Source organism: Mycobacterium colombiense (assembly GCF_003284935.1).
GTDB lineage: Bacteria > Actinomycetota > Actinomycetes > Mycobacteriales > Mycobacteriaceae > Mycobacterium > Mycobacterium arosiense_A.
Genome location: NZ_QMEV01000018.1, coordinates 58,091 through 81,152, shown reverse-complemented (window position 1 = coordinate 81,152; position 23,062 = coordinate 58,091). Strand labels below are relative to the sequence as shown.

Sequence of the window (23,062 nt, the reverse complement as noted above, 5' to 3'; positions counted from 1 at the left end):
GAACACCGCCGGCGATTTCCCCGCGGCCGGTCGCGCCACCACCGTTCGGGGCGCCGCCCCCGGATGCGGGTCCCCCGCCGGCGCCCCCGGCCGCCGCACCCTCGCAAGCCGCACCGGCGCCCAAGCCCGCCGGCCCGTCGGGCGCGGCGCCCGGCGCTGCCAAGCCCAAGCAACCTGGAGTCGGTCCGGCCACCTGACCGGACGCAGCGGGTCGCCCCCAAACGGCGTCGTCGCAGGCGCATACACTCGGCGGTGATGTCCCGCCATGACCCTTCCGATTCAGCAGCCGACCTGAACGCGGCTATCCGCACCGCCCTGGGCAAGGTGATCGACCCCGAACTGCGGCGTCCGATCACCGAACTCGGGATGGTCAAAAGCATCGACACCGAGCCCGACGGCGCGGTGCACGTCGCGATCTACCTGACCACGGCCAGCTGCCCGAAGAAGACCGAGATCAGCGACCGCGTCAGCCAGGCGGTCTCCGACGTCCCGGGGACCGGCGCGGTCAAAGTCACCCTGGACGTGATGAACGACGAGCAGCGCACCGAGTTGCGCAAGCAGTTGCGCGGTGATGCCCGCGAGCCCGTTATCCCGTTCGCGCAACCGAATTCGCTCACCCGGGTGTATGCGGTCGCGTCCGGCAAGGGCGGCGTCGGCAAGTCGACGGTCACGGTCAACCTGGCGGCGGCGATGGCGGCCCGCGGCCTGTCGGTCGGTGTGCTGGACGCCGACATCCACGGCCATTCGATCCCCCGCATGATGGGCACCACCGACCGGCCCACCCAGGTCGAGTCGATGATCCTGCCGCCCATCGCGCACGACGTGCGGGTGATCTCGATTGCCCAGTTCACCGAGGGCAACACCCCGGTGGTGTGGCGCGGGCCGATGCTGCACCGGGCGCTGCAGCAGTTCCTGGCCGACGTCTATTGGGGCGATCTGGACGTGCTGCTGCTCGACCTGCCGCCGGGCACTGGTGACATCGCCATCTCGGTGGCGCAGCTGATCCCCAACGCCGAGATCCTGGTGGTGACGACGCCGCAGCTGGCCGCGGCCGAGGTCGCCGAGCGGGCCGGCAGCATCGCGCTGCAGACCCGTCAGCGCGTCGTCGGGGTCGTGGAGAACATGTCCGGCCTCACCCTGCCCGACGGCTCGACGCTGCAGGTGTTCGGCGAGGGCGGCGGCCGGCAGGTGGCCGAGCGGCTGACCCGCGCGGTGGGCGCCGACGTGCCGCTGCTGGGGCAGATCCCGCTGGATCCCGAGCTGGTGGCCGCCGGCGATTCCGGCACGCCGCTGGTGTTGAGCGCTCCCGATTCGCCGGTCGGCAAGGCGCTGCGCGGGGTGGCCGACAGCTTGTCGTCACGCAAGCGCGGGCTTGCCGGCGTATCGCTGGGGCTCGACCCGACCCGGCGCTGAGGACCGCGACGACCGCCAGGCTTTGAGCCGCGTTTTCAGGTCGCGTCGGTGTCGAATGGCGTGTGAGCGCCGGACTGCTGTTCGGCCGCCAGCGCCTGGCCGTTCGCGGCGGGCGGGGCCGGATGGGGGGTCTGCGGCGGGGCGCCGTTGGCCGGTTTGTCGAACGCTCCGGTCAGAAACGAGTCGTCGCCGTCCAGTAGGTGCTTGGTCAGCGCCGCACGCGGTGTCAGGCCCCGCAGCTTCTGCAGTTCGCTCAGCGGAACGCGCAGGTCGTCGAACTCGGGTCCGAGGTCCTCGCGCAGCTGGCTGGTCACCCCGCTGAGGTAGTCGCGCGCCTGACGCAGCGCGTTGGACGTCCACCGGATGGCACCCGGCAGCCGCTCGGGCCCGAGGACCACCAGCCCGACCACGACGAGGACGAGCATGTGCTCCCAGCTCAGGCTGCCGAACATCAGCTGTCGGGGTCTGGTTTGACGGTCAGCGTGACATGCCGGCCGTCGCGGACGACCTCGATCGGCGAGTCCTGACCGATGGTCAGCTGCCGCACGGCGACGACGAACTCGTCGGCGTCGGCGACCTTGCGGTTACCGACCTTGACGACGACGTCGTTCTCCAGCACCCCGCCCTTTTGCGCGGGGCTGCCAGCCTTGACGTTGGCCACCTGTGCGCCGGAGGCGATCGCGTTGCTCACCGACCGGGTGCTGACCCCCAGCGTCGGGTGCACGATCTTGCCGTCCTTGATCAGCGTCTGGGCGACCTGCTTGGCCTCGTTGATCGGAATGGCGAAGCCCAGCCCACTTGCGCTGTCGGACAACGACTTACCGGCGGTGTCGATTCCGATCACCTGGGAATCCATGTCGATGAGCGGACCGCCGGAGTTCCCGTGGTTGATCGACGCGTCGGTCTGCAGCGCGTCGATCACCGTGTCGGTGTCCGAGCCCTCGCCCGAGAGGGGCACCGGCCGGTGCAGCGCGCTGATGATGCCGTGCGTGACGGTGCTGCGCAGCCCGAGCGGCGCGCCCGCGGCCAGCACCTCGTCGCCCACCCGCACCTTGTCGGAATCACCGAGGCGCGCCACCGACAGGTTGTCGACGTTGTCGACCTTCAGTACGGCCAGGTCGGTCTTGGGGTCGCGGCCGACCAGGTTCGCCGGGACCTCTTTGCCGTCGTTGAACACCACGGTGGTCTTGAACTGGCTGGGGTTGTTGGCCGCCTCGGAGATGACGTGGTTGTTGGTGACGATGTAGCCGCGGCCGTCGATGACGACGCCGGAGCCCTGCATGCCTTCCTGGTCGCTCTTGGACTCGATGGTCACCACGGCGCCCGCGGTCGCCGCTGCCACCTTGGCGAACCGGCCGGCCGGGCCCTCGCCGTTGCCGCTGGTGGACAGCGTCACCTTCGAGGTGGTGAACGCCTCGGCGACCTCGGCCGTCTTACGACCGATCACACCGCCGAGCAGGCCGATCACCAGCGCGATCAGCAGCAGGATCAGCAACGCGAGGTAGGACACCTTGCCGCCGAACAACACGTCGCGCACGCCCAGTTTGCCGCCGTAGCCCAGCGCGGTGCCGGATCGGGAGGGCGGCACGGCCGGCGTGCCCAGCGCCGCCGCGGCACCCGGGTCGCGCCAGGGATCGTCGACCTCGTCGGGCCCGACACCGTTCTTCTCTGTGGCCAGTGCGTTGGCGTCCACCGGGTGGCGCTGCAGCGAGTCGGGACTGCCGTCCGGCCGGTGGAACGCCTCCTGCAGGACGGGGTCGGCCGGTCGGTTGCTCGGCCGGAATTCGGCCTGGTCGCGGTACTTCTGCGGGCGGACCCGTTCGGCCAGGAACGACCCGCGCAGCCCCTCGGGACGACCGAACTCCCGGCGCGACGCGGGGTCGACCGGCGGGCGCGAGATGGGGCGCGGCGCTAAGCGGTTGCCGCTGTCTTTTGCTTGGTCGTAGCCTTGGTCGGAGGTCACGTTGTCCCTTTTGGATCCTCTGCTTGAGCGCTCGAGACGGGCCTTTGCCGGGCGAAACACGCGGCACCGGCGTTGTCCGTGTCCACCCTAGTATCCATGGCGCGCCGTTGGTCGGCATGAACGCGCGCGCGGGACGCCTCGAGCGCGCGGGCGCTGATCCGCTACCGGCGCCTACGCCGCTCGCGGCCGTCACGGTCCGCGAACCGGTCGGAGGCCACGGAGGAGTCCTCGGGCGCTTCGTAGGGAATGTCGGCCAGCATGCCGAGCAGGGTGCTGGGGATGCGGATGGGCCGCGAATCGCGCAACGCCGCGCGCGCCCGGCTCTGGTCGTCGACCTCGGCCGCGCACTGGGCGCACAGCGACAAGTGATGCGCGGCGCGCAGGTGCGCGTTCATCCGCAGCTCGCCGTCGACGAACGCCGCGATCGCCTCGACGGACAGGTGCTCGGTGGAGCCGAACTGGCGCGGTGCGCCGACGGGCGCGTCACTCTGGGAGGCGAACTGAGCGGGGAGCCAGGAGAACGCGCGGCGGAACACATGTCCACGATCGGGCATCACCAACTCCTCGCCATTCATTTCTTATTGCCGCCTTATGTCGAATGTAGCGCGACAGGTCGCGCGATACCGAGGGTAAGACCGCAAAGCCGCTGAATAGCTGCCCGAACGTTAGGCGGGCGGTCGGGTGGTTACGCGGGCGCGCACGGCGTCGTGATCGGGGTGCGCGGCGAGGTAGTCCCGCAGCGCCTGGCGGCCGCGGTGGATGCGGCTGCGCACGGTGCCCAGTTTGACGCCCAGCGTGGCGCCGATCTCCTCGTAGGACAGGCCTTCGATGTCACACAGCACGACGGCGGCGCGGAATTCCGGCGGCAGCGAATCGAGCGCGGCCTGCAGGTCGGGGCCCAGCCGCGAGTCGTGGTAGATCTGCTCGGGGTTGGGTTCGTCGGCGGGCACCCGCTCGTAATCCTCGGGCAGCGCCTCCATCCGGATCCGCGAGCGCCGCCGCACCATGTCGAGGAAGAGGTTGGTGGTGATGCGGTGCAGCCAGCCCTCGAACGTCCCCGGCTGGTAGTTCTGCACCGACCGGAAGACCCGGATGAAGGTCTCCTGGGTGAGGTCCTCGGCGTCGTGCTGATTGCCCGAAAGCCGGTAAGCCAGCCGGTACACCCGGTCGGCGTGCTGGCGCACCAGCTCGTCCCACGACGGCATGGCCGCCTTGTCTCCGGTCGCGTCGAATACCGCGGTGCCGTGCGGCGCATCGGACGGCTCCACCCACTCGTCCGCGGGGACACCCTGCGCGTGCGACATGCTGGACGGGCCGAGAAGCGTGGTGATGATCGAATCCTCCGAATCGGGTGTGACGAGCAGTGACACTTCGTCACTGGCGGCAACAGGTAGTTCCCAGTCGGTATTCCCGGTCCAACGCCCTCCGCGATCCATAGGGCTACCGTCGCGTACCGGAGTATGTGCGGTATATGAACAGTCTGAGCTGAACCTGAGAAACCGGATCGTTACCTGCGCTGTGCAGGAGATATCCAGCGCGCAGTGACCTTAAACGCGTCGGGCCCGTTGGGCGTGTCACCACAATGGGAATCAGGCGCGCCTGCCGGACTGCGCGGCGAAGTGGAATACGCTGCGGGCATGGACGGCACCGACGCAGAAGCCCCCGGCCAGACAGCGCCCAGCCGGGCCGAGTCGCTCGTCGCACACGCCGAAAGCTCGATATCGGAAGACGCGCTGTTGGCGGCCGCGCGCGAGCGGGCCGTGGACATCGGCGCCGGCGCGGTGACGCCGGCGGTCGGCGCGTTGCTGAGCCTGCTGACCAAGCTGAGCGGTGGCAAGGCCATCGCCGAGGTGGGCACCGGCGCGGGCGTCAGCGGCCTGTGGTTGTTGTCCGGCATGAGCGAGGACGGCGTCCTGACGACGATCGACCTCGAGCCCGAATACCTGCGGCTGGCCAAGCAGGCGTTCACCGAGGCCGGCATCGGTCCGTCGCGCACCCGGCTGATAGGTGGCCGCGCCCAGGAGGTCCTCACCCGGCTCGCCGACGCGTCGTATGACCTGGTGTTCATCGACGCCGACCCGATCGACCAACCGGACTACGTCGTCGAGGGCGTGCGGTTGCTGCGCCCGGGCGGCGTGATCGTGGTGCACCGCGCCGCGCTGGGCGGGCGGGCAGGCGATCCGGCCGCCCGCGACGCCGAGGTGGCCGCGGTGCGCGAGGCGGCCCGCCTGATCGCCGAGGACGAACGGCTCACCCCGGCGCTGGTGCCGCTCGGCGACGGCATCCTTGCGGCCGTTCGCGACTGATCGGTACCGGCCGCCACCTTCGAGCAGGGCTTTTCGGGGCGGTCGGATCTTTATGAATTCTTGACGCGCGCCGTCCTTGACGACGGACTGAACGAGTGTTTAGTCTACTGAACATGCGTTCAGCCGACCTGACGGCCGCCGCCCGCATCAGAGACGCGGCCATCGAGCAGTTCGGCGAGCACGGGTTCGGCGTGGGCCTACGCTCCATCGCCGAGGCGGCCGGTGTTAGTGCCGCGCTGGTCATCCACCACTTCGGGTCCAAGGAGGGCCTGCGCAAGGCGTGCGAGGACCACATCGCCGAGACGATCCGCGGCACCAAGTCGGAGGCGTTGCGATCCAACGATCCCGCCACCTGGTTCGCCCAGATGGCCGAGATCGAGGAGTACGCCCCGTTGATGGCGTATCTGATGCGCAGCATGCAGACCGGCGGCGAGTTGGCAAACATGTTGTGGCGCCGCATGATTGACAACGCCGAGGAATACATGGAAGAGGGCGTGCGCGCCGGGACGATCAAACCCAGCCGAGACCCCAAGGCGCGGGCCAGGTACCTGGCCATCACCGGCGGCGGTGGCTTCCTGCTTTACATCCAAATGCATGAAACGCCAACGGATCTGCGTGCGGTGCTGCGTGATTACTCGCGCGACATGATATTGCCCGCGCTCGAGGTCTACACCGAAGGACTGCTGACCGACCGGACCATGTACGACGCATTCCTGGCCGCCGAAGATCAAGGAGGATCTGATGCCAACTGAGAACGCCGACGGATTCGCCCCCATCGAGATCCGTGGTCTCACGAAGAATTTCGGTGCGGTGCGGGCGCTGGACGGCCTGGACCTCACGGTGCGGGAGGGAGAAGTCCACGGGTTCCTCGGGCCCAACGGCGCCGGGAAGTCGACGACGATCCGCATCCTGTTGGGTCTGGTGAAAGCCGACGGCGGCAGTGTGCGGCTGCTCGGCGGCGACCCCTGGACCCAGGCCGTCGCCTTGCATCGCCACATCGCTTACGTGCCAGGCGACGTGACGCTGTGGCCGTCACTGACCGGCGGCGAGACCATCGACCTGCTGGCCCGCATGCGCGGCGGCATCGACAAGAACCGCCGCGCCGAGCTGATCGAGCGCTTCGACCTGGACCCGCACAAGAAGGCGCGCACCTATTCCAAGGGCAACCGCCAGAAGGTCTCGCTGATCTCGGCCTTCTCGTCGCACGCCAGGCTGCTGCTCCTCGACGAGCCGAGCAGCGGGCTGGACCCGTTGATGGAGAACGTGTTTCAGCAGTGCGTGGCGCAGGCCCGCGACCGGGGCGCGACGGTGTTGCTGTCCAGCCACATCCTGGCCGAGACGGAAGCGCTGTGCGAACGCGTGACGATCATCCGGGCCGGCAAGACCATCGAAAGCGGGTCGCTGAGCTCGATGCGGCACCTGAGCCGCACCTCGATCAAGGCCGAAATGACCGGCGATCCCGGTGATCTCAGGCGGATCAAAGGCGTGGAGGACGTCAGCGTCGACGGCAATACGCTGCGCGCCCAGGTCGACAGCGAAAGCCTCGGTGAGCTCATCCGCGTGCTCGGTGACGCCGGGGTGCGCAGTCTTGTCAGCCAGCCGCCGACCCTCGAGGAGCTTTTCCTGCGCCATTACGACACCTCGGGCGGCGACGGCCGGCACGGACGCGATGCGGCAAAGGTCTCGCTGTCATGAGCACCACCACCCTGGACCGGCCGTTCGCGTCGGCATCGCCTGCGCCCCTTGGCGGTTCGCCCTTCACCGGAACGCTGTCGATGCTGCGCCTGTACCTGCGCCGCGACCGGGTTTCGATGCCGCTATGGGTACTGCTGCTGTCGGTGCCCCTGGCCACCGTGTACGTCGGCAGCATCGAGAAGGTCTACCCCGCCGCCTCCGCTCGCGCCGGGTTCGTGGCCTCGATCATGGCAAGCCCGGCCCAACGCGCCCTGTACGGCAGGGTATACAACGACAGCCTTGGCGCCGTCGGCGTCTGGAAGGCCGGAATGTTTCACGTCCTGATCGCGGTGGCGGTCATCCTCACGGTGATCCGGCACACCCGCGCCGACGAGGAGAACGGGCGGACCGAGCTGGTGGACTCCACCGCGATCGGCCGCTACGCCGCCCTGAGCGCCGCGCTGCTGCTGTCGTTCGGCGCGTCGGTTGCCACCGGGGCCATCGGTGCGGCCGGGCTGCTGAGCACCGACGTCCCGGCCGCCGGGTCGCTGGCCTTCGGGGCGGCGCTGGCCTGCTCTGGCCTCGTGTTCACCGCCGTCGCCGCGGTGGCCGCGCAGTTGTCGCCGAGCGCCCGGTTCTCCCGCGGCACCGCGTTCGCCGTCCTGGGTGCGGCGTTCACCCTGCGCGCCGTCGGCGACGCCGGCGACGGCACGCTGTCGTGGCTGTCGCCGCTGGGATGGTCGTTGCAGGTCAAGCCCTATGCGGGCGATCGGTGGTGGGTGCTGGTGCTGCACCTGGTGACGACGGCTGCGCTGACCCTGGTGGCGTATCGGCTGCTGGCCGGCCGTGACGTCGGCGCCGGGCTCATCGCGGAACGACCGGGTCCCGCCGAGGCCGCACCGGCGCTGGGCAACTCGCTCGGGCTCACGTGGCGGCTGGACCGCGCCGCGCTGGTGCTGTGGTCCGCGGGCCTGTGCCTGTATGGCCTGCTGATCGGCAGCGTGGCGCACGGCATCGGCGACGAGCTGGGTGACAGCGGGGTGGCGCGCGACGTCGTGGCGCGGATGGGCGGCACCAGCGCGATCGAGGAGGCGTTCATCGCCGTCGCGTTCACCATGACGGGCATGGTGGCCGCCGCGTTCGCCGTTTCGCTGACCCTGCGGTTGCACCAGGAAGAGTCGAGTCAGCGAGCCGAAACGGTGCTCGCCGGCGCGGTGTCGCGAACCCGTTGGCTGGCAAGCCATTTGGTGACGGCGCTCGGCGGCTCGGCGGTGGCGATGCTGGCCAGCGGACTCACCGCGGGTGTCGTCTACGGCGTCGCGTCCGGCGATGTCGCCGCCAAGCTGCCGATGGTCGTGGCGAGCGCGGCCGTCCAATTGCCGGCGGTGTGGCTGTTGTCGGCGGTGACGGTCTGCGTGTTCGGCGTCGCGCCGCGCCTGACGCCGGTGGCCTGGGCGGTGCTGGTCGGCTTCGTCGCCCTGTACCTGATCGGGTCGTTGGCCGGGTTCTCGCAATGGTTGCTCGACGCCGAACCGTTCGCGCACATCCCGCGGATCGGCTCAGATTTCACCGTCGTACCACTGTTATGGCTACTGGCCATCGACGTAGGGTTGATGATTCTGGGTGCCATGGCTTTTCGGCGCCGCGATCTACGCAGCTAGGAGCGCGATGAAAACCGGAATCCGGGTGACGGCGACCTCCATCTGGGGCATCCTCTCGTGGATCTTGATCCTGCTGCTACCGGCGGGCACGCTGCACTACTGGCAGGCCTGGCTCTTCATTGCCGTGTTCACGGTGGCCACCATCGTCCCCACCGTGTACCTGGGCCGCACCAATCCCGCGGCGCTGCAGCGCCGCATGCGGGCGGGCCCGCGGGCCGAACCCCGCAAGGCGCAAAAGTTCATCATCACCGGCTCGTTTGTGGGCCTGTTCGCGACCATGGTGTTCAGCGCGCTCGATCACCGGTTCGGTTGGTCGTCGGTGCCGCCCTGGCTCTCGGTGCTCGGCGATGTCCTGGTGGCGACGGGGCTCGGCATCGCCATGCTGGTGATCGTCCAGAACAGTTATGCCGCGGCCACGGTCACCGTGGAAACGGGCCAGACGGTGGTGTCCAACGGCCTGTACCGATTCGTGCGCCACCCGATGTACGTCGGCAATGTCATCATGATGATCGGTATCCCCCTGGCGCTCGGCTCCTACTGGGGACTGCTCTTCGTCATCCCCGGCACCCTGGTGCTCACGCTGCGCATCTTCGACGAAGAAAAGCTGCTGAACCACGAACTGCCCGGCTACCGCGAATACGCCGAACGGGTCCGGTACCGGCTGGTGCCCTACCTCTGGTAGCCGCCGGATCGGCCGCTTAGGGTAGGGGCGTGCTGGGCAGTCGGCCGCCCGCCCGGGACCGCCCATGGCGGCGCCCCGGCGCATTGCGGTACGCGTGGAACCGGATTCGCGGCATCGCCCGCCCGCCCGTCACCGTCACCGACCCACCCGCCGATCTGCGCCTCGAGCGCGATGTGGCCGTCGCGGTCCGCGATGGAACGCTGTTGCGGATCAACGTCTTTCGGGCGGCCGGCGACGAGGCGCGGCCGGTGATCCTGAGCATTCACCCCTACGGCAAGGACCACCTGCCGACCCGCCGCGGCAACAAGACCACGTTTTCGATGCAGTACCGCATGATTCGTCAGCCGCAACCGGTGACCTTTTCCACCCTGACCGGTTGGGAGGCACCGGATCCGGCATGGTGGACCGCGCGCGGCTTCGTCGTCGTCAACGCCGACGCGCGCGGCTGCGGCCATTCCGACGGCACCGGGAACCTGTTGTCTCTCCAGGAAGCGCAGGACACCTACGACCTGGTGCAGTGGATCGCCGGACAGCCCTGGTGCGACGGCAACGTGGTGATGCTCGGGGTCTCCTACCTGGCCATCAGCCAGTACGCCGTCGCCGCGCTGCAGCCACCCGCGCTGCGGGCGATCTGCCCGTGGGAGGGCTTCACCGACGCCTACCGCGACCTGATGTTTCCCGGCGGCGTGCACGAGATCGGCTTCAGCCGGTTGTGGTCGCGCAACCTCAGTCGCGACACCCGGCAGAGCTACGACCTCGCACGGATGCAACAGGAACACCCGCTGCGCGACGAGTTCTGGCGCTCGCTGGCGCCGGACCTGTCGGCGATCAAGGTCCCGATGCTCGTCTGCGGCAGCTTCTCGGACAACAACCTGCACAGCCGCGGTTCGATGCGGGCCTTCGTACACGCCGGCTCCGAGCACGCCCGGCTGTACACCCATCGCGGCGGCAAGTGGGCGACCTTCTACTCCGAAGCGGCGTTGGGCGAGCAGCTGAAGTTCTTCCGCGATGTGCTCGATGGCGTCCCGGGCTCCCGCAGTGTGCGCCTGGAAGTGCGCGAGGACCGCGACACCGTCACCGCGGTGCGCGAAGAAGCCGAATGGCCGCTGGCCCGCACCCGTTGGCGCGCAATGTATCTGAGCGACGCTGACACGCTGACGCCCGAGCCGTCAGCCGATTCCGGCCGCGTCGACTTCGGCACACGTTGCGGCGCAGCATCTTTCGTCTGGACGGTGCCCGAGGACGTCGAGCTGACCGGTCATATGGTGGCCCGGTTGTGGGTCGAACTCAGCGGCTGTGACGACGCCAATCTCTTCGTCGGCGTGGAAAAGTGGCGCCGCGGCCGGTTCGGGCGACGGTTCGTCGGATTCGAGGGCTCCTACGGCTACGGCCGCGATCGGGTGACCACCGGATGGCAACGGATCGCGCTGCGCGCCTTGGATTCCGGGACCCGGCCGGACGAACCCGTCAGCACGGGAACCGCCGCGCGACCGCTCTCGCCCGGCGAGCTGGCCGAGGTCGAAGTCGAGCTGGGCCCGTCGGCGACGTTGTTCCGCGCGGGCGAACAGTTGCGGTTGGTGATCGCCGGTCGCTGGCTGTCTCCGAGAAACCCACTCACCGGCCAGTTTCCGGCGTGGTACCAGGGCTCGCCGCGCGGTCGCATCACCTTGCACTGGGGTGCGCAGCGCGACGCCCAACTGCTGATTCCGGAGATACCGGGCTAGATCCAGACGCCCTTGCCCACCGCGACTACGCCGCCGGCGCTGATCGCGAAGCGCTCGCGATCCTTTTCCAGGTCCACGCCCACCATCTCCCCCGGCCCGACGACGACGTTCTTGTCCAGGATCGCGTGGCGCACCACCGCGCCGCGACCGACGCGGGCGCCGGGCATGATCACGCTGCCCTCCACGATCGCGCCGTCGTCGACCACCACGTTGGACGACAGCACCGAGTTGCGCACCGAGGCCGCCGAGATGATGCTGCCCGCTCCCACCACCGACTCCTGCGCGGAACCGCCGTTGACGAACTTGGCCGGCGCGAGGTTCTCCGACTCACCGCGGATCGGCCAGCGCTTGTTGTACAGGTTGAACACCGGGTGCACCGACACCAGGTCCATGTGCGCGTCGTAGAAGGCGTCCAGCGTTCCCACGTCGCGCCAGTAGGCCCGGTCGCGGTCGGTGGCCCCGGGCACCTCGTTGTCGTTGAAGTCGTAGACGGCGGCCATCCCGTCGGCGACCAGGCGCGGGATGATGTCACCGCCCATGTCGTGATCGGAGTGGTCGTCGTCGGCGTCGGCGCGGATCGCGTCGATGAGCACCTTGGTGGTGAAGATGTAGTTGCCCATCGACACGAACGTCTGCTCGGGGTCATCCGGGGTCCCCGGCGGATCGAGCGGCTTCTCCACGAAGTTGCGAATGCGGCCCGACTCGTCGGAGTCGATGCAGCCGAACGCGGTGGCCTCGCTGCGCGGCACCCGGATGCCGGCGACCGTCGCGCCGGCGCCGCTGTCGATGTGGAACCGGACCATCTGCTCGGGGTCCATCCGGTACACGTGGTCGGCGCCGAAAACCACTATGTAGTCGGGGTCTTCGTCGTAGATCAGATTGAGCGACTGGTAGATCGCGTCGGCCGAGCCGGTGTACCAGCGCGGGCCGAGGCGCTGCTGCGCGGGCACCGGCGTGATGTATTCACCGGCCAGGCCGGACAGCCGCCAGTTCTGCGAGATGTGACGGTCCAGTGAATGCGACTTGTACTGGGTGAGAACGCAGATGCGCAGATACCGGGCGTTGACGAGGTTGGACAGGACGAAGTCGATCAGCCGATAGGCGCCGCCAAAGGGAACGGCGGGCTTGGCGCGGTCCGCGGTCAGCGGATACAGCCGCTTGCCCTCACCGCCGGCCAGGACGATGCCCAGCACGTGTGGCGCTTCCCTCATGGTGTCAAACCTATCGGCCGTGGCGAAGGGCTGCCAGGGGGAACGGTCGATTGGCGAAGTTCTGTGCGGCTGTCCGTCAAGGTATTTGGCCGCGCACGCTCCCACGATCGCCCCGACTTTGTGGCCCACCCGCCTCGCGGCGGGCCTCGTTCGCGAACTACCGTGCGGGTATGCGGGTCGCGATGATGACGCGGGAGTACCCACCGGAGGTCTACGGGGGCGCGGGGGTACACGTCACCGAGCTCGTCGCCCAGCTGCGCCGGCTGTGCGCGGTCGACGTGCATTGCATGGGCGCGCCGCGCCCCGGCGCCCAGGGAGTGCACGTGCACCAGCCCGACCCGCGGTTGCAGGGCGCCAACGCGGCGATGTCGATCCTGTCGGCCGATTTGATGATGGCCAACGCGGCATCGGAAGCCAGCGTGGTGCATTCGCACACCTGGTACGCCGGCATGGCCGGGCATCTGGCCGCGTTGCTGTACGGGGTTCCGCACGTGCTGACCGCGCATTCGCTCGAGCCGCTGCGCCCCTGGAAGGCCGAGCAACTCGGTGGCGGCTACCGGATCTCGAGCTGGGTCGAGCAGACCGCCGTGCTGGCCGCGGATGCCGTCATCGCGGTCAGTAGCGCGATGCGCGAGGACGTCCTGCGCGTCTATCCCGCATTGGATCCCAGCGCCGTGCACGTCATCCGCAACGGCGTCGACACCGACGTCTGGTACCCGGCCGGGCCGATGCAAACCGGATCGATGCTCGCCGAACTGGGCGTCGATCCGGCCCGGCCCATCGTGGTGTTCGTCGGTCGGATCACGCGGCAGAAGGGGCTGGCCCACCTGGTGGCGGCCGCCCACCGGTTCAGCCCGGAAGCGCAGGTGGTGTTGTGCGCCGGCGCACCCGACACCCCGGAGATCGCCGACGAGATTCGCGACGCCGTGGCCGGCCTGTCCCGCAGTCGCAGCGGGGTGTTCTGGATCCGCGAGATGCTGCCCACCGGGGAGCTACGCGAAATTTTGTCGGCCGCATCGGTTTTCGTGTGCCCGTCGGTGTACGAGCCGCTGGGCATCGTGAATCTGGAGGCGATGGCCTGCTCGACCGCGGTGGTGGCCTCCGATGTCGGCGGAATCCCGGAGGTGGTCGCCGACGGGGTCACCGGGACGCTGGTGCATTACGACCCCGAGGACGCTCGGGGCTATCAGGCCGGGCTGGCCGAGGCGGTCAACGAGCTGATCGCCGACCGCGACAAAGCGCAGCGCTACGGCAAGGCGGGACGCCAACGCTGCGTCGAGGAGTTCTCCTGGGCCCACGTCGCCGAGCAGACCCTGGAGATCTATCGGAAGGTGTGTGCGTAGCGCCGCCGACATCCGTTCGGCGGCAAGCCCTAGCTGGAGCTCGTGACGCCCTTGAGTTCGTCACCGAGGGCGGCGGCTTCGTCCGGCGTCAGTTCGACGACCAGCCGACCGCCTCCCTCAAGTGGTACCCGCATCACGATGCCGCGCCCCTCCTTTGTTGCTTCCAGAGGACCGTCTCCGGTCCGGGGCTTCATCGCCGCCATCGAGTACTCCCTCCAGATTCGAGCTGGCCCGCCCGTGCGGACCTGGTCGGCACCGAGCAAGCCCCGCCAGCGAACTTCAAGCCATGCCCGGCATCGAACTGCCTTATCACCCCCCCATTGTTCCCTATCCAGGTCATCACTTGTACAAAGACCCACTCCTGTGCGCTCAGCGGGCCGCCGCGGGCACCCAGCAACCGCGGATATGGTCGTCGACCATCCCGGTCGCCTGCATCAGCGCATAGGCGGTGGTGGGCCCGACGAAGCGGAACCCGCGCCGCTTGAGCTCACGCGCCATGGCCTTCGATTCGTCAGTGGCCGAGGGGATTTCGGCCGGGTCGGCCGGCCGGGATCGCGGCGACGGCGCAAACGACCACAGCAGGTCGGCCAGGTCCGCCGCGCTTCCCAGTTCGGCGGCGGCCCGCGCATTGGCGATCGTCGCCTCAATCTTGGCCCGGTTGCGCACGATTCCCTGGTCGGCCAGCAGCCGCTGCACGTCGGCATCGGTGTATTCGGCGACCGCCGTGATGTCGAAGCGGTCGAACGCGCGCCGGAAATTCTCCCGTTTCCGCAGGATGATCAGCCACGACAGGCCACTTTGAAAGGCCTCCAGGCTCATCCGCTCGAACAACGCGACCCCGTCGCGCACCGGCTGGCCCCACTCGCGGTCGTGGTAGTCGCGGTAGAGCTCGAAATCGGGTCCCGGCCGCACGGTCGCCCAACTGCAGCGAACCAGCTCGTCTTCACTCACATTGAGTCCTGACGATCCTCGCCGTCGTCGGGTTCCCCGGATTCGCCTTCGGCCTCGGTCCCGGCCGCCGGCGCGGCGTGCACGGCCGCCAGCTGGCCGCGCAGCGCCTCGAGCTCCCGCGCGAGCCGGTCCAGCACCCAGTCCACTTCGCTGGTCTTGTAGCCGCGCAGCACCTGGGTGAACTTGACCGCGTCGACGTCGGAGCCGGTCACCCCGAACGCGGGCAGGACCGTGGCCGTCGTCCCCCGCGGCAAGGGCGGCAGCTGCTCGCCGCGACCGAACAACAGGCTGGCCGCGCCGAACAGGACGATCGCCACCAGCACCAGAACCACCAGGTACAGCAACACCAACGCCACGGGATCGATACTGCCCTATGCCACCGACACCGCGGCGGCCAGCGTGACCCGCCGCGGGCCTACCGCGGTCTGATCGCCTGCATCGGGGGCCGGTCCGCCAGCGACACCGGCGAGGTGCGCTGGGTGTAGCCGTGCCCCTCGGGACCGTCGGCGACGAACTGAGTCAGCCCGACGCCGGAGTCCGGGATCCCGCAGCGCGAGAGGAGGGTCGCGATGATTTGGCGGCTCATCACGCCCAAGTCGGCCAGCGGCCGGTTGCGATGCGCCCGCACCCCGAGGTTGACCTGCGCGATCGCCTCGAGACCCAGCCGGTCGAAGGTGTCCACCAGCAGGCCGATCTCCACGCCGTAGCCCGGCGCGAACGGCACCGAGGTCAGCAGTTCCCGGGTGGCGGCGTACTCCCCGCCGAGCGGCTGGAGGACGGAACCCAGCTCGGGCCGCAGCGCCGACAGCAGCGGCCGGGCGACCAGCTCGGTGACCCGCCCACCGCCGGTGGCGCTGACGTCGCCGCCGACGTCGCCGACGTCGCTGAGCTCGCTGCCCCGCAGCGGCCGTCGGTAGAAGCTTTTGACCAGGTGCACGCCGTCGCCGGTGAGCAGCGGGCCGACCAGCCACGGCACGAACATCGGGTGCGGGTTGATCAGGTCGGAGTCGACGAACACCACGATGTCGCCGCTGGTGGCCGCCAGTGAGCGCCACAACGCCTCGCCCTTCCCGGGGCGTATCGGCACCTCGGGCAAGGCCTGCTCGCGGCTGACGACGCGGGCGCCGGCGGCGACGGCCCGGATCTCGGTGTCGTCCGTGGAGCCGGAGTCCAGCACGATCAGCTCGTCGACCAGCCCGTCTACCAGCGGTGAGATGCTCTCGATCACCGACGCGATGGTGTCTTCCTCGTCGAGGGCGGGCAGCACCACCGAGATGGTCCGCCCGGCCTTCGCGGCCTCCAGGTCGGCGATGGTCCAGCCCGGACGGTTCCGCCTGTCGTTGGCCAGCCACACGTCGCCGGGCCGGGCGGCATGCACCCTGCCGTTGGCGAGATCGCCGGCGACCAGGTCCGAGGCCGTCATGCCAGCCCCCGCACCGTGCGCGTCGGCGGGCGCGTCCCCTGGATCGAGGCCACCATTTCCAGCACCCGGCGGGTGGCCGCGACCTCGTGGACGCGGAACATCCGCGCACCGGCGGCGGCCGCCAGCGCGGTCGCCGCCAACGTCCCCTCGAGGCGTTCGGTCAATTCCACCCCCAGAGTCTCCCCGACGAAGTCCTTGTTACTCAAAGCCATGAGCACGGGCCACCCGGTGTTCACGAGATCGCCCACGTGGCGCAACAGCAGCAGCCCGTGAAAGGTGTTCTTGCCGAAGTCGTGGGTCGGGTCGATCAGCACCCGGTCACGGGCCACACCGCACGCCACCGCCCGCTCGGCGGCCGCGGTGACCTGGGCGATGACGTCGTCGACCACGCCGCGGGTGGTGGTCCCGTAGTTCACCCGGAACGGGCGGGTGCGCGGCAGCGCGTTGCCGGTGTGCGAACACACCAGGCCGGCGCCGAACTCCGCGGCCACCTCCGGCAGCGCCGGGTCGATGCCGCCCCAGGTGTCGTTGATCAGGTCCGCACCGGCCGCACAGGCCACCTTGGCCACCTCGGCGCGCCAGGTGTCGGCGCTGATCAGCTGATCCGGATAGGCGTCGCGCAGCCACTCGATGAAGGGCACCAGCCGGGCGATCTCGGTGTCGGCGTCGACCTCTTGACCGGGCCCGGCCTTGACCCCGCCGACGTCGATGACGTCGGCGCCCTCGGCGACGGCCCGATGCACCGCCGCCCTGGCGGCCTCGTCGCTGAACGTCGCGCCCCGGTCATAGAACGAGTCCGGGGTGCGGTTGACGATCGCCATGATCAGCGCGCGATCGCCGGCGACCGGGCGGCCGCAGAAGCTCGAATGCACACGTCTATGGTGCCCGGTCACCGCGCCGGATGCGGCCCGGGGATCGAGTGTGCGGCCAGCCGCACACTCCACGCCGAACGTGCGGCTAGGCGCACACTCGGCGGGAACGGGACGCTCAGCCCTTCGGCCGCTTACCGTCGGCTACCTCGTCGGGGTACTCGTCGTAGTACGGCACGTAGCCTTCGTCGCGCCCGGCCAGCACGTACAGCGGGTCCTTCACGTCGGGGCCGTACGCCTGCTCACGCAGCTCCACCTTGCGACTCTTGAAGGTGGTGGTCTGCTCGATCGACTCCACCACCCGCACGAACAGCGGCAGTGCGTAGACGGGCAGCTGCTCGTACACGGCGCGGGCCAGCGACTTCCCGTCGAACTCGGCGCCCTCGCGCAGCTTGACCGCGGCCATCCCGGCGCGGCCGCCGGTGCGCGGCACCTCGACGCCGAAGACCGTGCAGTCCTCGACGTGCCCGTCGGACGACAGCGCCGCCTCGACCTGCGTGGTGGCCACGTTCTCACCCTTCCAGCGGAACGTGTCGCCGAGCCGGTCGACGAACGCGGCGTGACCCAGCCCCTGCGGGCTCATCACGTCGCCGGTGTTGAACCAGCAATCGCCCTCACGAAAGGCGTTGCGCACCAACTTCTTTTCGCTGGACTCGGGGTCGGTGTAGCCGTCGAAGGGCTGCAGCCGGTTGACCGGGCTGAGCAACAAACCGGGCTCGCCGGCCGGCACCCGGCGCACCCGCCCGTTGTCGTCGCGCAGCGGGGCGCCGGTGTCGGGGTCGTACTCGACGTAGGCCAGCGGCATGGGGAAGACGCCGGTGGAGCGGGGCACGTTGAAGACGTTGATGAACGCGGCATTGCCTTCGCTGGAGGCGTAGAACTCGCAGACCCGGGCGATGCCGAACCGGCTGGTGAACTCGTCCCAGATCTCCGGGCGCAGGCCGTTTCCGGCAATCACCCGCACCTTGTGCGCGCGGTCGGTGGGCTTGGCCGGCTGGTTGAGCAGGTACCGGCACACCTCGCCGATGTAGATGAACGCCGTGGCCTCGTTGGCGATCACCTCGTCCCAGAACTTCGACGCCGAGAACGACTTGCCCAGCGCCAGCGTCGCGCCCGAGTTGATCACCGAGGACAGCGCCACCGTCAGCGCGTTGTTGTGGTACAGCGGCAGGCAGCAGTAGAGGGTGTCGGAGCTCTTCAGCCGCAACCCGATGCCGCCGAACGCCGCGAGCGCCTTGAGCCACCGCAGGTGCGTCATCACGCTGGCCTTGGGGAAACCGGTTGTGCCGGAGGTGAAGATGTAGAAGGCGGTGTCCCTGGCATGCACGGCCGACGCCGACGCCGGGTTGGTGGCCGGGGCGCTCACCGCGAACCGCTCCAGGTCCTCGACGGTCAGCGTCTCGGTGCTGCCCGCGCCGCCGCACTCGGCGACCGCGCTGACCAGGTCGGCCTCGGCGATGAGCACCTTGGCGTCCAGCAGGCCCAGGCTGTGCGCGAGCACCTCGCCGCGCTGGTGGTAGTTGAGCATGCCGGCCACCGCGCCGCACTTGACCGCGGCCAGCATGGCCAGCACGGTCTGCGGCGAGTTGCGCAGCATGATGGCGACGACGTCGCCCTGGCCGACACCGCGCGCGGCCAGCACGGCCGCGTATCGGTTGGCGGCGGCGTTGGCGTCGCGGTAGGTCAGTTGCTGATCGCCGAACCGCAGGAAGATCCGGTCCCCGTAGCGGGCGGCCCGGTCGGCGAACACCGTGCCGATCGATTTCTTCGAGCCCGGCTGGGCCAGCAGCCCGGTCATCGCGCCGCGCACGATCACCGGCAGGTCGGCCAGCACGGCCGGCGCCCGAAATGCGACGTCGGTCAGTTTGACCGCCGTGCGCGCTCCCCCGTCACGATCGGACACGTGATCCCCTCGATTCGTTTTCCAAAGTCAAGCTCGGCGGACAGCCTAATAGGGGTGGCAAACCGGGCGGCGGCCTCAGGCGGGCGCGCAGGCGTCCAGCGCCGCACTGACCTTGTCGACCAGCACCAACCGGTCCATCGCCACCTGCGAGACGTAGCCGCTGTCCAGTAACCCGCACAACCAGGTCCACAGCCCCTCGTAGTGGCCGAAGGGGTCCAGCAGCACGATGGGTTTGTCATGCAGGCCCAGGAAGCCCGTCGTCCAGGAGTCGAGCAACTCGTCGAGGGTGCCGATGCCACCGGGTAGGACGACGAACGCGTCGGCCCGGTCTTCCATGAGCTGCTTGCGCTCGTGCATGGTGTTGCTGACGATCAGCTCGTCGGCGTCCGCGTCGGCGATCTCGCGGCGCATCAGGATCTTGGGGATGACGCCGACGGTCCGGCCGCCGCGGGCGCGCGCGGCCGTCGCGACCGCACCCATCGCCGAGACCCGGCCGCCGCCCCACACCAGCGTCCAGCCGCGCTCGGCGATCGCCTCGCCGAGTTCCGTAGCGACGCCGAGCAATTCGGGGTGCTGCGGGCCGGATGCGCAGTACACGCAGACCGACCACTCGCCTGATGAATCGGGTTCGCCGGGCATATCCGCCAAAGGTAGACCAACCGCCTACAGCCCGTCATATGTGGGGCTTTCGCCCTGCCGCGCGGGTCGCGCGCCATAAAATTCGGCGGTGCCGATTCGATGGAACGTCCCCCGACATGCGACGGCCGCCGAGCGGCTCGATGCGGCGTTGGCCGGCGGGGCGCGCGGAGCGGTGGTGGTGGGGCCCGACGGCGTCGGCAAATCCACGCTGGCCCGGGTGGCCGCCGAGCGTTTTGCCGAGCGCAATCCCGCCACGCTCCTCCGCTGGGTGACCGGCACCCCGACCGAACGCGCGGTTCCGTTCGGGGCGTTCAGCCACCTGGTGGAGATCGCCGATCTCGGCAAGCCGGCCGCGCTGCTGCGGGCCGCCCGGGCGTCGCTGGGCGGTGACGACCTGCTGCTCGTGGTCGACGACGCCCACCACCTGGACGTGTTGTCGGCCACGCTGGTGTACCAGCTGGCGCGGGACGGCGCCGGACTTCTCATCGTCACCGCCCGCGCCGATTCCGCTCCCGAGGCGGTCGCGGCGCTGTGGGGCGACGACCTGCTCACCCGGATCGACATCGCGCCGCCGGGTGGGGCGACCACCCCGGCGGAGATCGACGCGTTCCTCGCCGAGCTGCCCACCGGGGCGCGGTCGGTGCTGGAGTATCTGGCCGTCGCCGAGCCGCTGTCGGTCGCCGATCTGACCGCGCTCGCCGGTGACGGCGCGGTGGCCGACGCGGTGGCGTGGGGCGCGGCCGAGACCCGGGCGCGCGGCGGTTCCTCCGACGATCCGGTGGTCTACACCGCCCATCCGCTGTTCGCCGAGCGGACGCGGGCCGCGCTGGATCCCGACGACGCCCGGCATCGACGCACCGACCTGGTCACGCTGCTGGAGCGGCGGCCGTCCGACCACCTCAGCGACCGGTTGCGGCTGGTGTCGCTGGCGCTGGACAGCGATACTTTGCCGCGGACCGCCGACGTCTCCGCCGCCGCGCAGCAGGCGCTGCGGCTGGGCGACCTGGCGCTGGGTGAGCGGTTGGCCCGGTCGGCGCTGCAGCGGTCCGGCGGGCTGGCGGCGCGGCTCGCGCTGGCGCACGCCCTGGCGTGGCAGGGCCGCGGCCGCGAGGCGGACGCGGTGCTGGCCGATGTCGACTCCAGCGCGCTGACCGAAGCGGCGCTGATGGATTGGGCGCTGCTGCGGGCGGCGAACCAATTCTGGATGCTGAGCGAACCGGAGCGCGCCACCGCGTTCCTGCGAACGGTGCGCAACCGGGTCACCGATACCGGCCTGCGCACCACCCTGGACGCGCTGAGCGCGACGTTCGCGATGAACGCCGGCAACGTCGGTCACGCGGTGAAGGTCGCCGGCGACGTCCTCGCGTCGCCGGCGGCCGACGACCAGGCGGTGGCCTGGGCGGCCAGTGCGGCCGCATTGTGCTCGGCGCGCGAGGGCCGATTCGATGATGTCGAGCCGCTGGCGCAGCGGGCCCTGGGCGCCGAACATCCCGGGCTGCTGCGCTTCACCATCGGCCTGGGGCAGACCACCGCGCTGTTGATGGCGGGCCGGCCCGACCAGGCGCGCCAGCTCGCGCAGCAGTTCACCGATTTCGCCGAGCTGCAGCAGCCGGGTCGCGCGATCGGTGAGGTGCTGCTGGCGCACGTGCTGATCGCCGGTGGTGAATTCGCTTCCGCGGCAGAGCTATTGGGTCCGGCTGCCGCCACCTTACAGCGCACCGGTTATTCGTGGGGTCCGTTGTCACTGACACTGCTGGCCACCGCGCTGGCCCAGCGGGGCGATACCGCCGCGGCGGCAAAGGCGTTGAGCCGGGCCGAATCCCGCCACGGCACCAAGTCCGCACTGTTCGCGCCCGAGCTCGGGGTGGCGCGAGCGTGGCGGCTGGCCCTGGTGCGGGACACGCATGGCGCGGTGGCCGCCGCGCGCGACGCCGCCCGGTTGGCCGAACGCGGCGGGCAGCGGGGGGTGGCGTTGCGGGTCTGGCACGAGGCGGTGCGGCTGGGCGACGTCCGGGCCGCCGATCCCCTGGGCCGGCTATGCGACGAGATCGACTGCGTCGCAGGCAGGCTCGCGCTGTCCCACGCCCGCGCGCTGGCCGCCGGCGATGGCGCCGGGCTGCGGGCGGTGTCGGACGAGTTGACGTCGATCGGCATGCACGCGGCGGCCGCCGACGCGGCCGCCCAGGCGCAACGGTGTGGCGGCGGTAAGGCCTAGCCGCTCAGGTAGCCCCTCAGCACGTCCACCGCGGCGGTGATGTTGGCGACCGCGACCCGCTCGTCGCGCTTGTGCGCCAGGTTGGGATCGCCGGGCCCGAAGTTGACCGCCGGTATGCCCACGGCCGCGAACCGTGCCACGTCCGTCCAGCCGTACTTGGCGCGGACGTTGCCGCCGGCCGCCTCGACCAGCGCCTTGGCGGCGGGTTGGGACAGCCCGGGCAGCGCACCGGCCGCCGCGTCGGTCTGTTCGATGCGCACGTCCAGCCCGGCGAACACGTCATGCACGTGTTGCAGCGCGTCGGGCAACGAACGGTCCGGCGCGAAGCGGAAATTGACGGTCACCGCGGCCGCGTCGGGGATGACGTTGCCGGCCACGCCGCCGTCGATGCGCACGGCCGACAGGCCCTCGCGGTAGACGCAACCGTCGATGTCGACGCTGCGCGCCTCGTAGGCGGCCAGCCGTTCCAGCACGGCGCCCAGCTTGTGAATCGCGTTGTCCCCCAACCAGGATCGCGCCGAATGGGCGCGGGTCCCGGTGGCGCTGACCACCACCCGCAGGGTGCCCTGGCAGCCGGCTTCGATGTAGCCGCCGGTCGGCTCGCCCAGGATGGCGACATCGGCGGACAGCCACTCGGGCAGCTCGCGTTCGATGCGGCCCAATCCGTTTGCGGCGGCGTCGATTTCCTCGCAGTCGTACATCACCAGCGTGAGATCGTGCACCGGGTCGGCCACGGTGGCCGCCAGATGCAGGAAAACCGCGTCGCCGGATTTCATGTCCGCCGTGCCGCAGCCGTACAGGTCGCCGCCCTCGCGGCGGCTGGGCAGGTTTCCGGCCACCGGCACGGTGTCCAGGTGCCCGGCGAGCAGCACCCGCGACGGCCGCTGGTGGTGGGTGCGCGCCAGCACGGCGTTGCCGTTGCGGACGATCTCGAACCCGGAGGTCTGGGCCCGCAACGCGGCCTCGACCTCGTCGGCCAGCCGCGCTTCGTCCCTCGATTCGCTGGGGATGTCGACCAGCGCGGCGGTGAGCGCGATCGGATCTCCGGGTAAGTCCAGCACGGGTCCCAGGTTATCCGCTGCCGT

The 23,062-nt window shown here is 70.0% G+C and carries 23 protein-coding genes; 10 read left to right on the top strand and 13 right to left on the bottom strand.

From position 1 onward, the window contains the following. On the top strand, nucleotides 1–197 hold a 197-nt coding region (locus tag DQP57_RS26995), incomplete at its 5' end, for a hypothetical protein (RefSeq protein WP_205869098.1). Between the two features lie 58 nt (nucleotides 198–255). Continuing rightward, nucleotides 256–1,413: an Mrp/NBP35 family ATP-binding protein gene (locus DQP57_RS11400; RefSeq protein WP_112633074.1), complete on the top strand. Its 1,158-nt coding sequence runs from the start codon at nucleotides 256–258 to the stop codon at nucleotides 1,411–1,413. Between the two features lie 35 nt (nucleotides 1,414–1,448). On the opposite strand, the gene tatB is transcribed toward DQP57_RS11400, so the two are convergent. The 4 genes from tatB to sigE all read right to left on the bottom strand — a co-directional run bounded on the left by tatB (nucleotide 1,449) and on the right by sigE (nucleotide 4,812). Continuing rightward, on the bottom strand, nucleotides 1,449–1,865 hold the full coding sequence (tatB, locus tag DQP57_RS11395; RefSeq protein ID WP_112633073.1) for a Sec-independent protein translocase protein TatB: 417 nt from the start codon (nucleotides 1,863–1,865) through the stop codon (nucleotides 1,449–1,451). Beyond that, nucleotides 1,865–3,376: a serine protease HtrA gene (gene htrA, locus DQP57_RS11390; RefSeq protein ID WP_112633072.1), complete on the bottom strand. Its 1,512-nt coding sequence runs from the start codon at nucleotides 3,374–3,376 to the stop codon at nucleotides 1,865–1,867. The genes tatB and htrA overlap by 1 nt, the downstream gene beginning before the upstream one ends. Nucleotides 3,377–3,537: 161 nt before the next feature. Further along, the gene (gene rseA, locus DQP57_RS11385) at nucleotides 3,538–3,930 is read right to left on the bottom strand and encodes an anti-sigma E factor RseA (protein ID WP_205869097.1); all 393 of its coding nucleotides are present in this window, start codon (nucleotides 3,928–3,930) and stop codon (nucleotides 3,538–3,540) included. A 111-nt stretch (nucleotides 3,931–4,041) separates the two neighbouring features. Beyond that, on the bottom strand, nucleotides 4,042–4,812 hold the full coding sequence (gene sigE, locus DQP57_RS11380; RefSeq protein ID WP_112633070.1) for an RNA polymerase sigma factor SigE: 771 nt from the start codon (nucleotides 4,810–4,812) through the stop codon (nucleotides 4,042–4,044). A gap of 201 nt (nucleotides 4,813–5,013) precedes the next feature. Between sigE and DQP57_RS11375 the strand changes: the two genes are divergently transcribed. From DQP57_RS11375 to DQP57_RS11350, 6 genes are all read left to right on the top strand, one after another. Next, nucleotides 5,014–5,682, top strand: a complete 669-nt coding sequence (locus DQP57_RS11375) for an O-methyltransferase (RefSeq protein ID WP_112633069.1) — start codon at nucleotides 5,014–5,016, stop codon at nucleotides 5,680–5,682. 113 nt (nucleotides 5,683–5,795) lie between these two features. Further along, entirely contained in the window at nucleotides 5,796–6,434 is a 639-nt protein-coding gene (locus tag DQP57_RS11370; RefSeq protein ID WP_112633068.1) for a TetR/AcrR family transcriptional regulator, read from the top strand. After that, nucleotides 6,424–7,377, top strand: a complete 954-nt coding sequence (locus DQP57_RS11365) for an ABC transporter ATP-binding protein (RefSeq protein ID WP_112633067.1) — start codon at nucleotides 6,424–6,426, stop codon at nucleotides 7,375–7,377. Before DQP57_RS11370 ends, DQP57_RS11365 begins: the two co-directional genes overlap by 11 nt. Next, entirely contained in the window at nucleotides 7,374–9,017 is a 1,644-nt protein-coding gene (locus DQP57_RS11360) for an ABC transporter permease (protein ID WP_205869096.1), read from the top strand. The genes DQP57_RS11365 and DQP57_RS11360 overlap by 4 nt, the downstream gene beginning before the upstream one ends. A gap of 7 nt (nucleotides 9,018–9,024) precedes the next feature. After that, nucleotides 9,025–9,699, top strand: coding sequence for a methyltransferase family protein (locus DQP57_RS11355; protein ID WP_112633066.1), 675 nt, complete (start codon nucleotides 9,025–9,027; stop codon nucleotides 9,697–9,699). A 29-nt stretch (nucleotides 9,700–9,728) separates the two neighbouring features. Next, nucleotides 9,729–11,423: a CocE/NonD family hydrolase gene (locus DQP57_RS11350; RefSeq protein WP_430918863.1), complete on the top strand. Its 1,695-nt coding sequence runs from the start codon at nucleotides 9,729–9,731 to the stop codon at nucleotides 11,421–11,423. On the opposite strand, the gene glgC is transcribed toward DQP57_RS11350, so the two are convergent. Continuing rightward, on the bottom strand, nucleotides 11,420–12,634 hold the full coding sequence (glgC, locus tag DQP57_RS11345; protein ID WP_112633065.1) for a glucose-1-phosphate adenylyltransferase: 1,215 nt from the start codon (nucleotides 12,632–12,634) through the stop codon (nucleotides 11,420–11,422). The genes DQP57_RS11350 and glgC overlap by 4 nt on opposite strands. Before the next feature lie 170 nt (nucleotides 12,635–12,804). Between glgC and glgA the strand changes: the two genes are divergently transcribed. Continuing rightward, nucleotides 12,805–13,977, top strand: coding sequence for a glycogen synthase (gene glgA, locus DQP57_RS11340; RefSeq protein WP_112633064.1), 1,173 nt, complete (start codon nucleotides 12,805–12,807; stop codon nucleotides 13,975–13,977). Nucleotides 13,978–14,006: 29 nt separating this feature from the next. On the opposite strand, the gene DQP57_RS11335 is transcribed toward glgA, so the two are convergent. From DQP57_RS11335 to DQP57_RS11305, 7 genes are all read right to left on the bottom strand, one after another. Then, nucleotides 14,007–14,180, bottom strand: a complete 174-nt coding sequence (locus DQP57_RS11335) for a DUF3117 domain-containing protein (RefSeq protein ID WP_003878471.1) — start codon at nucleotides 14,178–14,180, stop codon at nucleotides 14,007–14,009. A gap of 166 nt (nucleotides 14,181–14,346) precedes the next feature. After that, on the bottom strand, nucleotides 14,347–14,928 hold the full coding sequence (locus DQP57_RS11330; protein ID WP_112633063.1) for a DNA-3-methyladenine glycosylase I: 582 nt from the start codon (nucleotides 14,926–14,928) through the stop codon (nucleotides 14,347–14,349). Further along, nucleotides 14,925–15,284, bottom strand: a complete 360-nt coding sequence (locus DQP57_RS11325) for a DivIVA domain-containing protein (RefSeq protein WP_112633062.1) — start codon at nucleotides 15,282–15,284, stop codon at nucleotides 14,925–14,927. Before DQP57_RS11325 ends, DQP57_RS11330 begins: the two co-directional genes overlap by 4 nt. 59 nt (nucleotides 15,285–15,343) lie before the next feature. Then, on the bottom strand, nucleotides 15,344–16,351 hold the full coding sequence (locus DQP57_RS11320) for a glucosyl-3-phosphoglycerate synthase (RefSeq protein ID WP_112633061.1): 1,008 nt from the start codon (nucleotides 16,349–16,351) through the stop codon (nucleotides 15,344–15,346). Continuing rightward, on the bottom strand, nucleotides 16,348–17,223 hold the full coding sequence (gene folP / locus DQP57_RS11315; protein ID WP_165821800.1) for a dihydropteroate synthase: 876 nt from the start codon (nucleotides 17,221–17,223) through the stop codon (nucleotides 16,348–16,350). The genes DQP57_RS11320 and folP overlap by 4 nt, the downstream gene beginning before the upstream one ends. Before the next feature lie 115 nt (nucleotides 17,224–17,338). Continuing rightward, nucleotides 17,339–19,123, bottom strand: coding sequence for a long-chain-acyl-CoA synthetase FadD6 (gene fadD6, locus DQP57_RS11310; protein WP_112633060.1), 1,785 nt, complete (start codon nucleotides 19,121–19,123; stop codon nucleotides 17,339–17,341). Nucleotides 19,124–19,198: 75 nt separating this feature from the next. Continuing rightward, nucleotides 19,199–19,762, bottom strand: a complete 564-nt coding sequence (locus tag DQP57_RS11305) for a TIGR00730 family Rossman fold protein (RefSeq protein WP_112633059.1) — start codon at nucleotides 19,760–19,762, stop codon at nucleotides 19,199–19,201. 88 nt (nucleotides 19,763–19,850) lie between these two features. Here DQP57_RS11305 and DQP57_RS11300 point away from each other — a divergent pair, with 88 nt between their 5' ends. After that, a complete protein-coding gene (locus tag DQP57_RS11300) occupies nucleotides 19,851–21,977 on the top strand; it encodes an AAA family ATPase (RefSeq protein ID WP_165821799.1) in 2,127 nt (708 codons plus the stop codon). Here the strand turns inward: DQP57_RS11300 and dapE are convergent. Next, nucleotides 21,974–23,038 carry a succinyl-diaminopimelate desuccinylase gene (gene dapE, locus DQP57_RS11295; RefSeq protein WP_112633058.1) on the bottom strand — a complete coding sequence of 355 codons (1,065 nt, stop codon included), beginning with the start codon at nucleotides 23,036–23,038 and terminating at the stop codon, nucleotides 21,974–21,976. The genes DQP57_RS11300 and dapE overlap by 4 nt on opposite strands. Nucleotides 23,039–23,062: the final 24 nt, after the last annotated feature.

Coding starts and splice junctions, on each gene's coding strand:
- DQP57_RS11400 (WP_112633074.1), top strand. CDS start 256: ATGTCCCGCCATGACCCTTCCGATTCAGCAGCCGACCTGAACGCGGCT.
- tatB (WP_112633073.1), bottom strand. CDS start 1,865: ATGTTCGGCAGCCTGAGCTGGGAGCACATGCTCGTCCTCGTCGTGGTC.
- rseA (WP_205869097.1), bottom strand. CDS start 3,930: ATGCCCGATCGTGGACATGTGTTCCGCCGCGCGTTCTCCTGGCTCCCC.
- sigE (WP_112633070.1), bottom strand. CDS start 4,812: ATGGATCGCGGAGGGCGTTGGACCGGGAATACCGACTGGGAACTACCT.
- DQP57_RS11375 (WP_112633069.1), top strand. CDS start 5,014: ATGGACGGCACCGACGCAGAAGCCCCCGGCCAGACAGCGCCCAGCCGG.
- DQP57_RS11370 (WP_112633068.1), top strand. CDS start 5,796: ATGCGTTCAGCCGACCTGACGGCCGCCGCCCGCATCAGAGACGCGGCC.
- DQP57_RS11365 (WP_112633067.1), top strand. CDS start 6,424: ATGCCAACTGAGAACGCCGACGGATTCGCCCCCATCGAGATCCGTGGT.
- DQP57_RS11360 (WP_205869096.1), top strand. CDS start 7,374: ATGAGCACCACCACCCTGGACCGGCCGTTCGCGTCGGCATCGCCTGCG.
- DQP57_RS11355 (WP_112633066.1), top strand. CDS start 9,025: ATGAAAACCGGAATCCGGGTGACGGCGACCTCCATCTGGGGCATCCTC.
- glgC (WP_112633065.1), bottom strand. CDS start 12,634: ATGAGGGAAGCGCCACACGTGCTGGGCATCGTCCTGGCCGGCGGTGAG.
- glgA (WP_112633064.1), top strand. CDS start 12,805: ATGCGGGTCGCGATGATGACGCGGGAGTACCCACCGGAGGTCTACGGG.
- DQP57_RS11335 (WP_003878471.1), bottom strand. CDS start 14,180: ATGGCGGCGATGAAGCCCCGGACCGGAGACGGTCCTCTGGAAGCAACA.
- DQP57_RS11320 (WP_112633061.1), bottom strand. CDS start 16,351: ATGACGGCCTCGGACCTGGTCGCCGGCGATCTCGCCAACGGCAGGGTG.
- DQP57_RS11305 (WP_112633059.1), bottom strand. CDS start 19,762: ATGCCCGGCGAACCCGATTCATCAGGCGAGTGGTCGGTCTGCGTGTAC.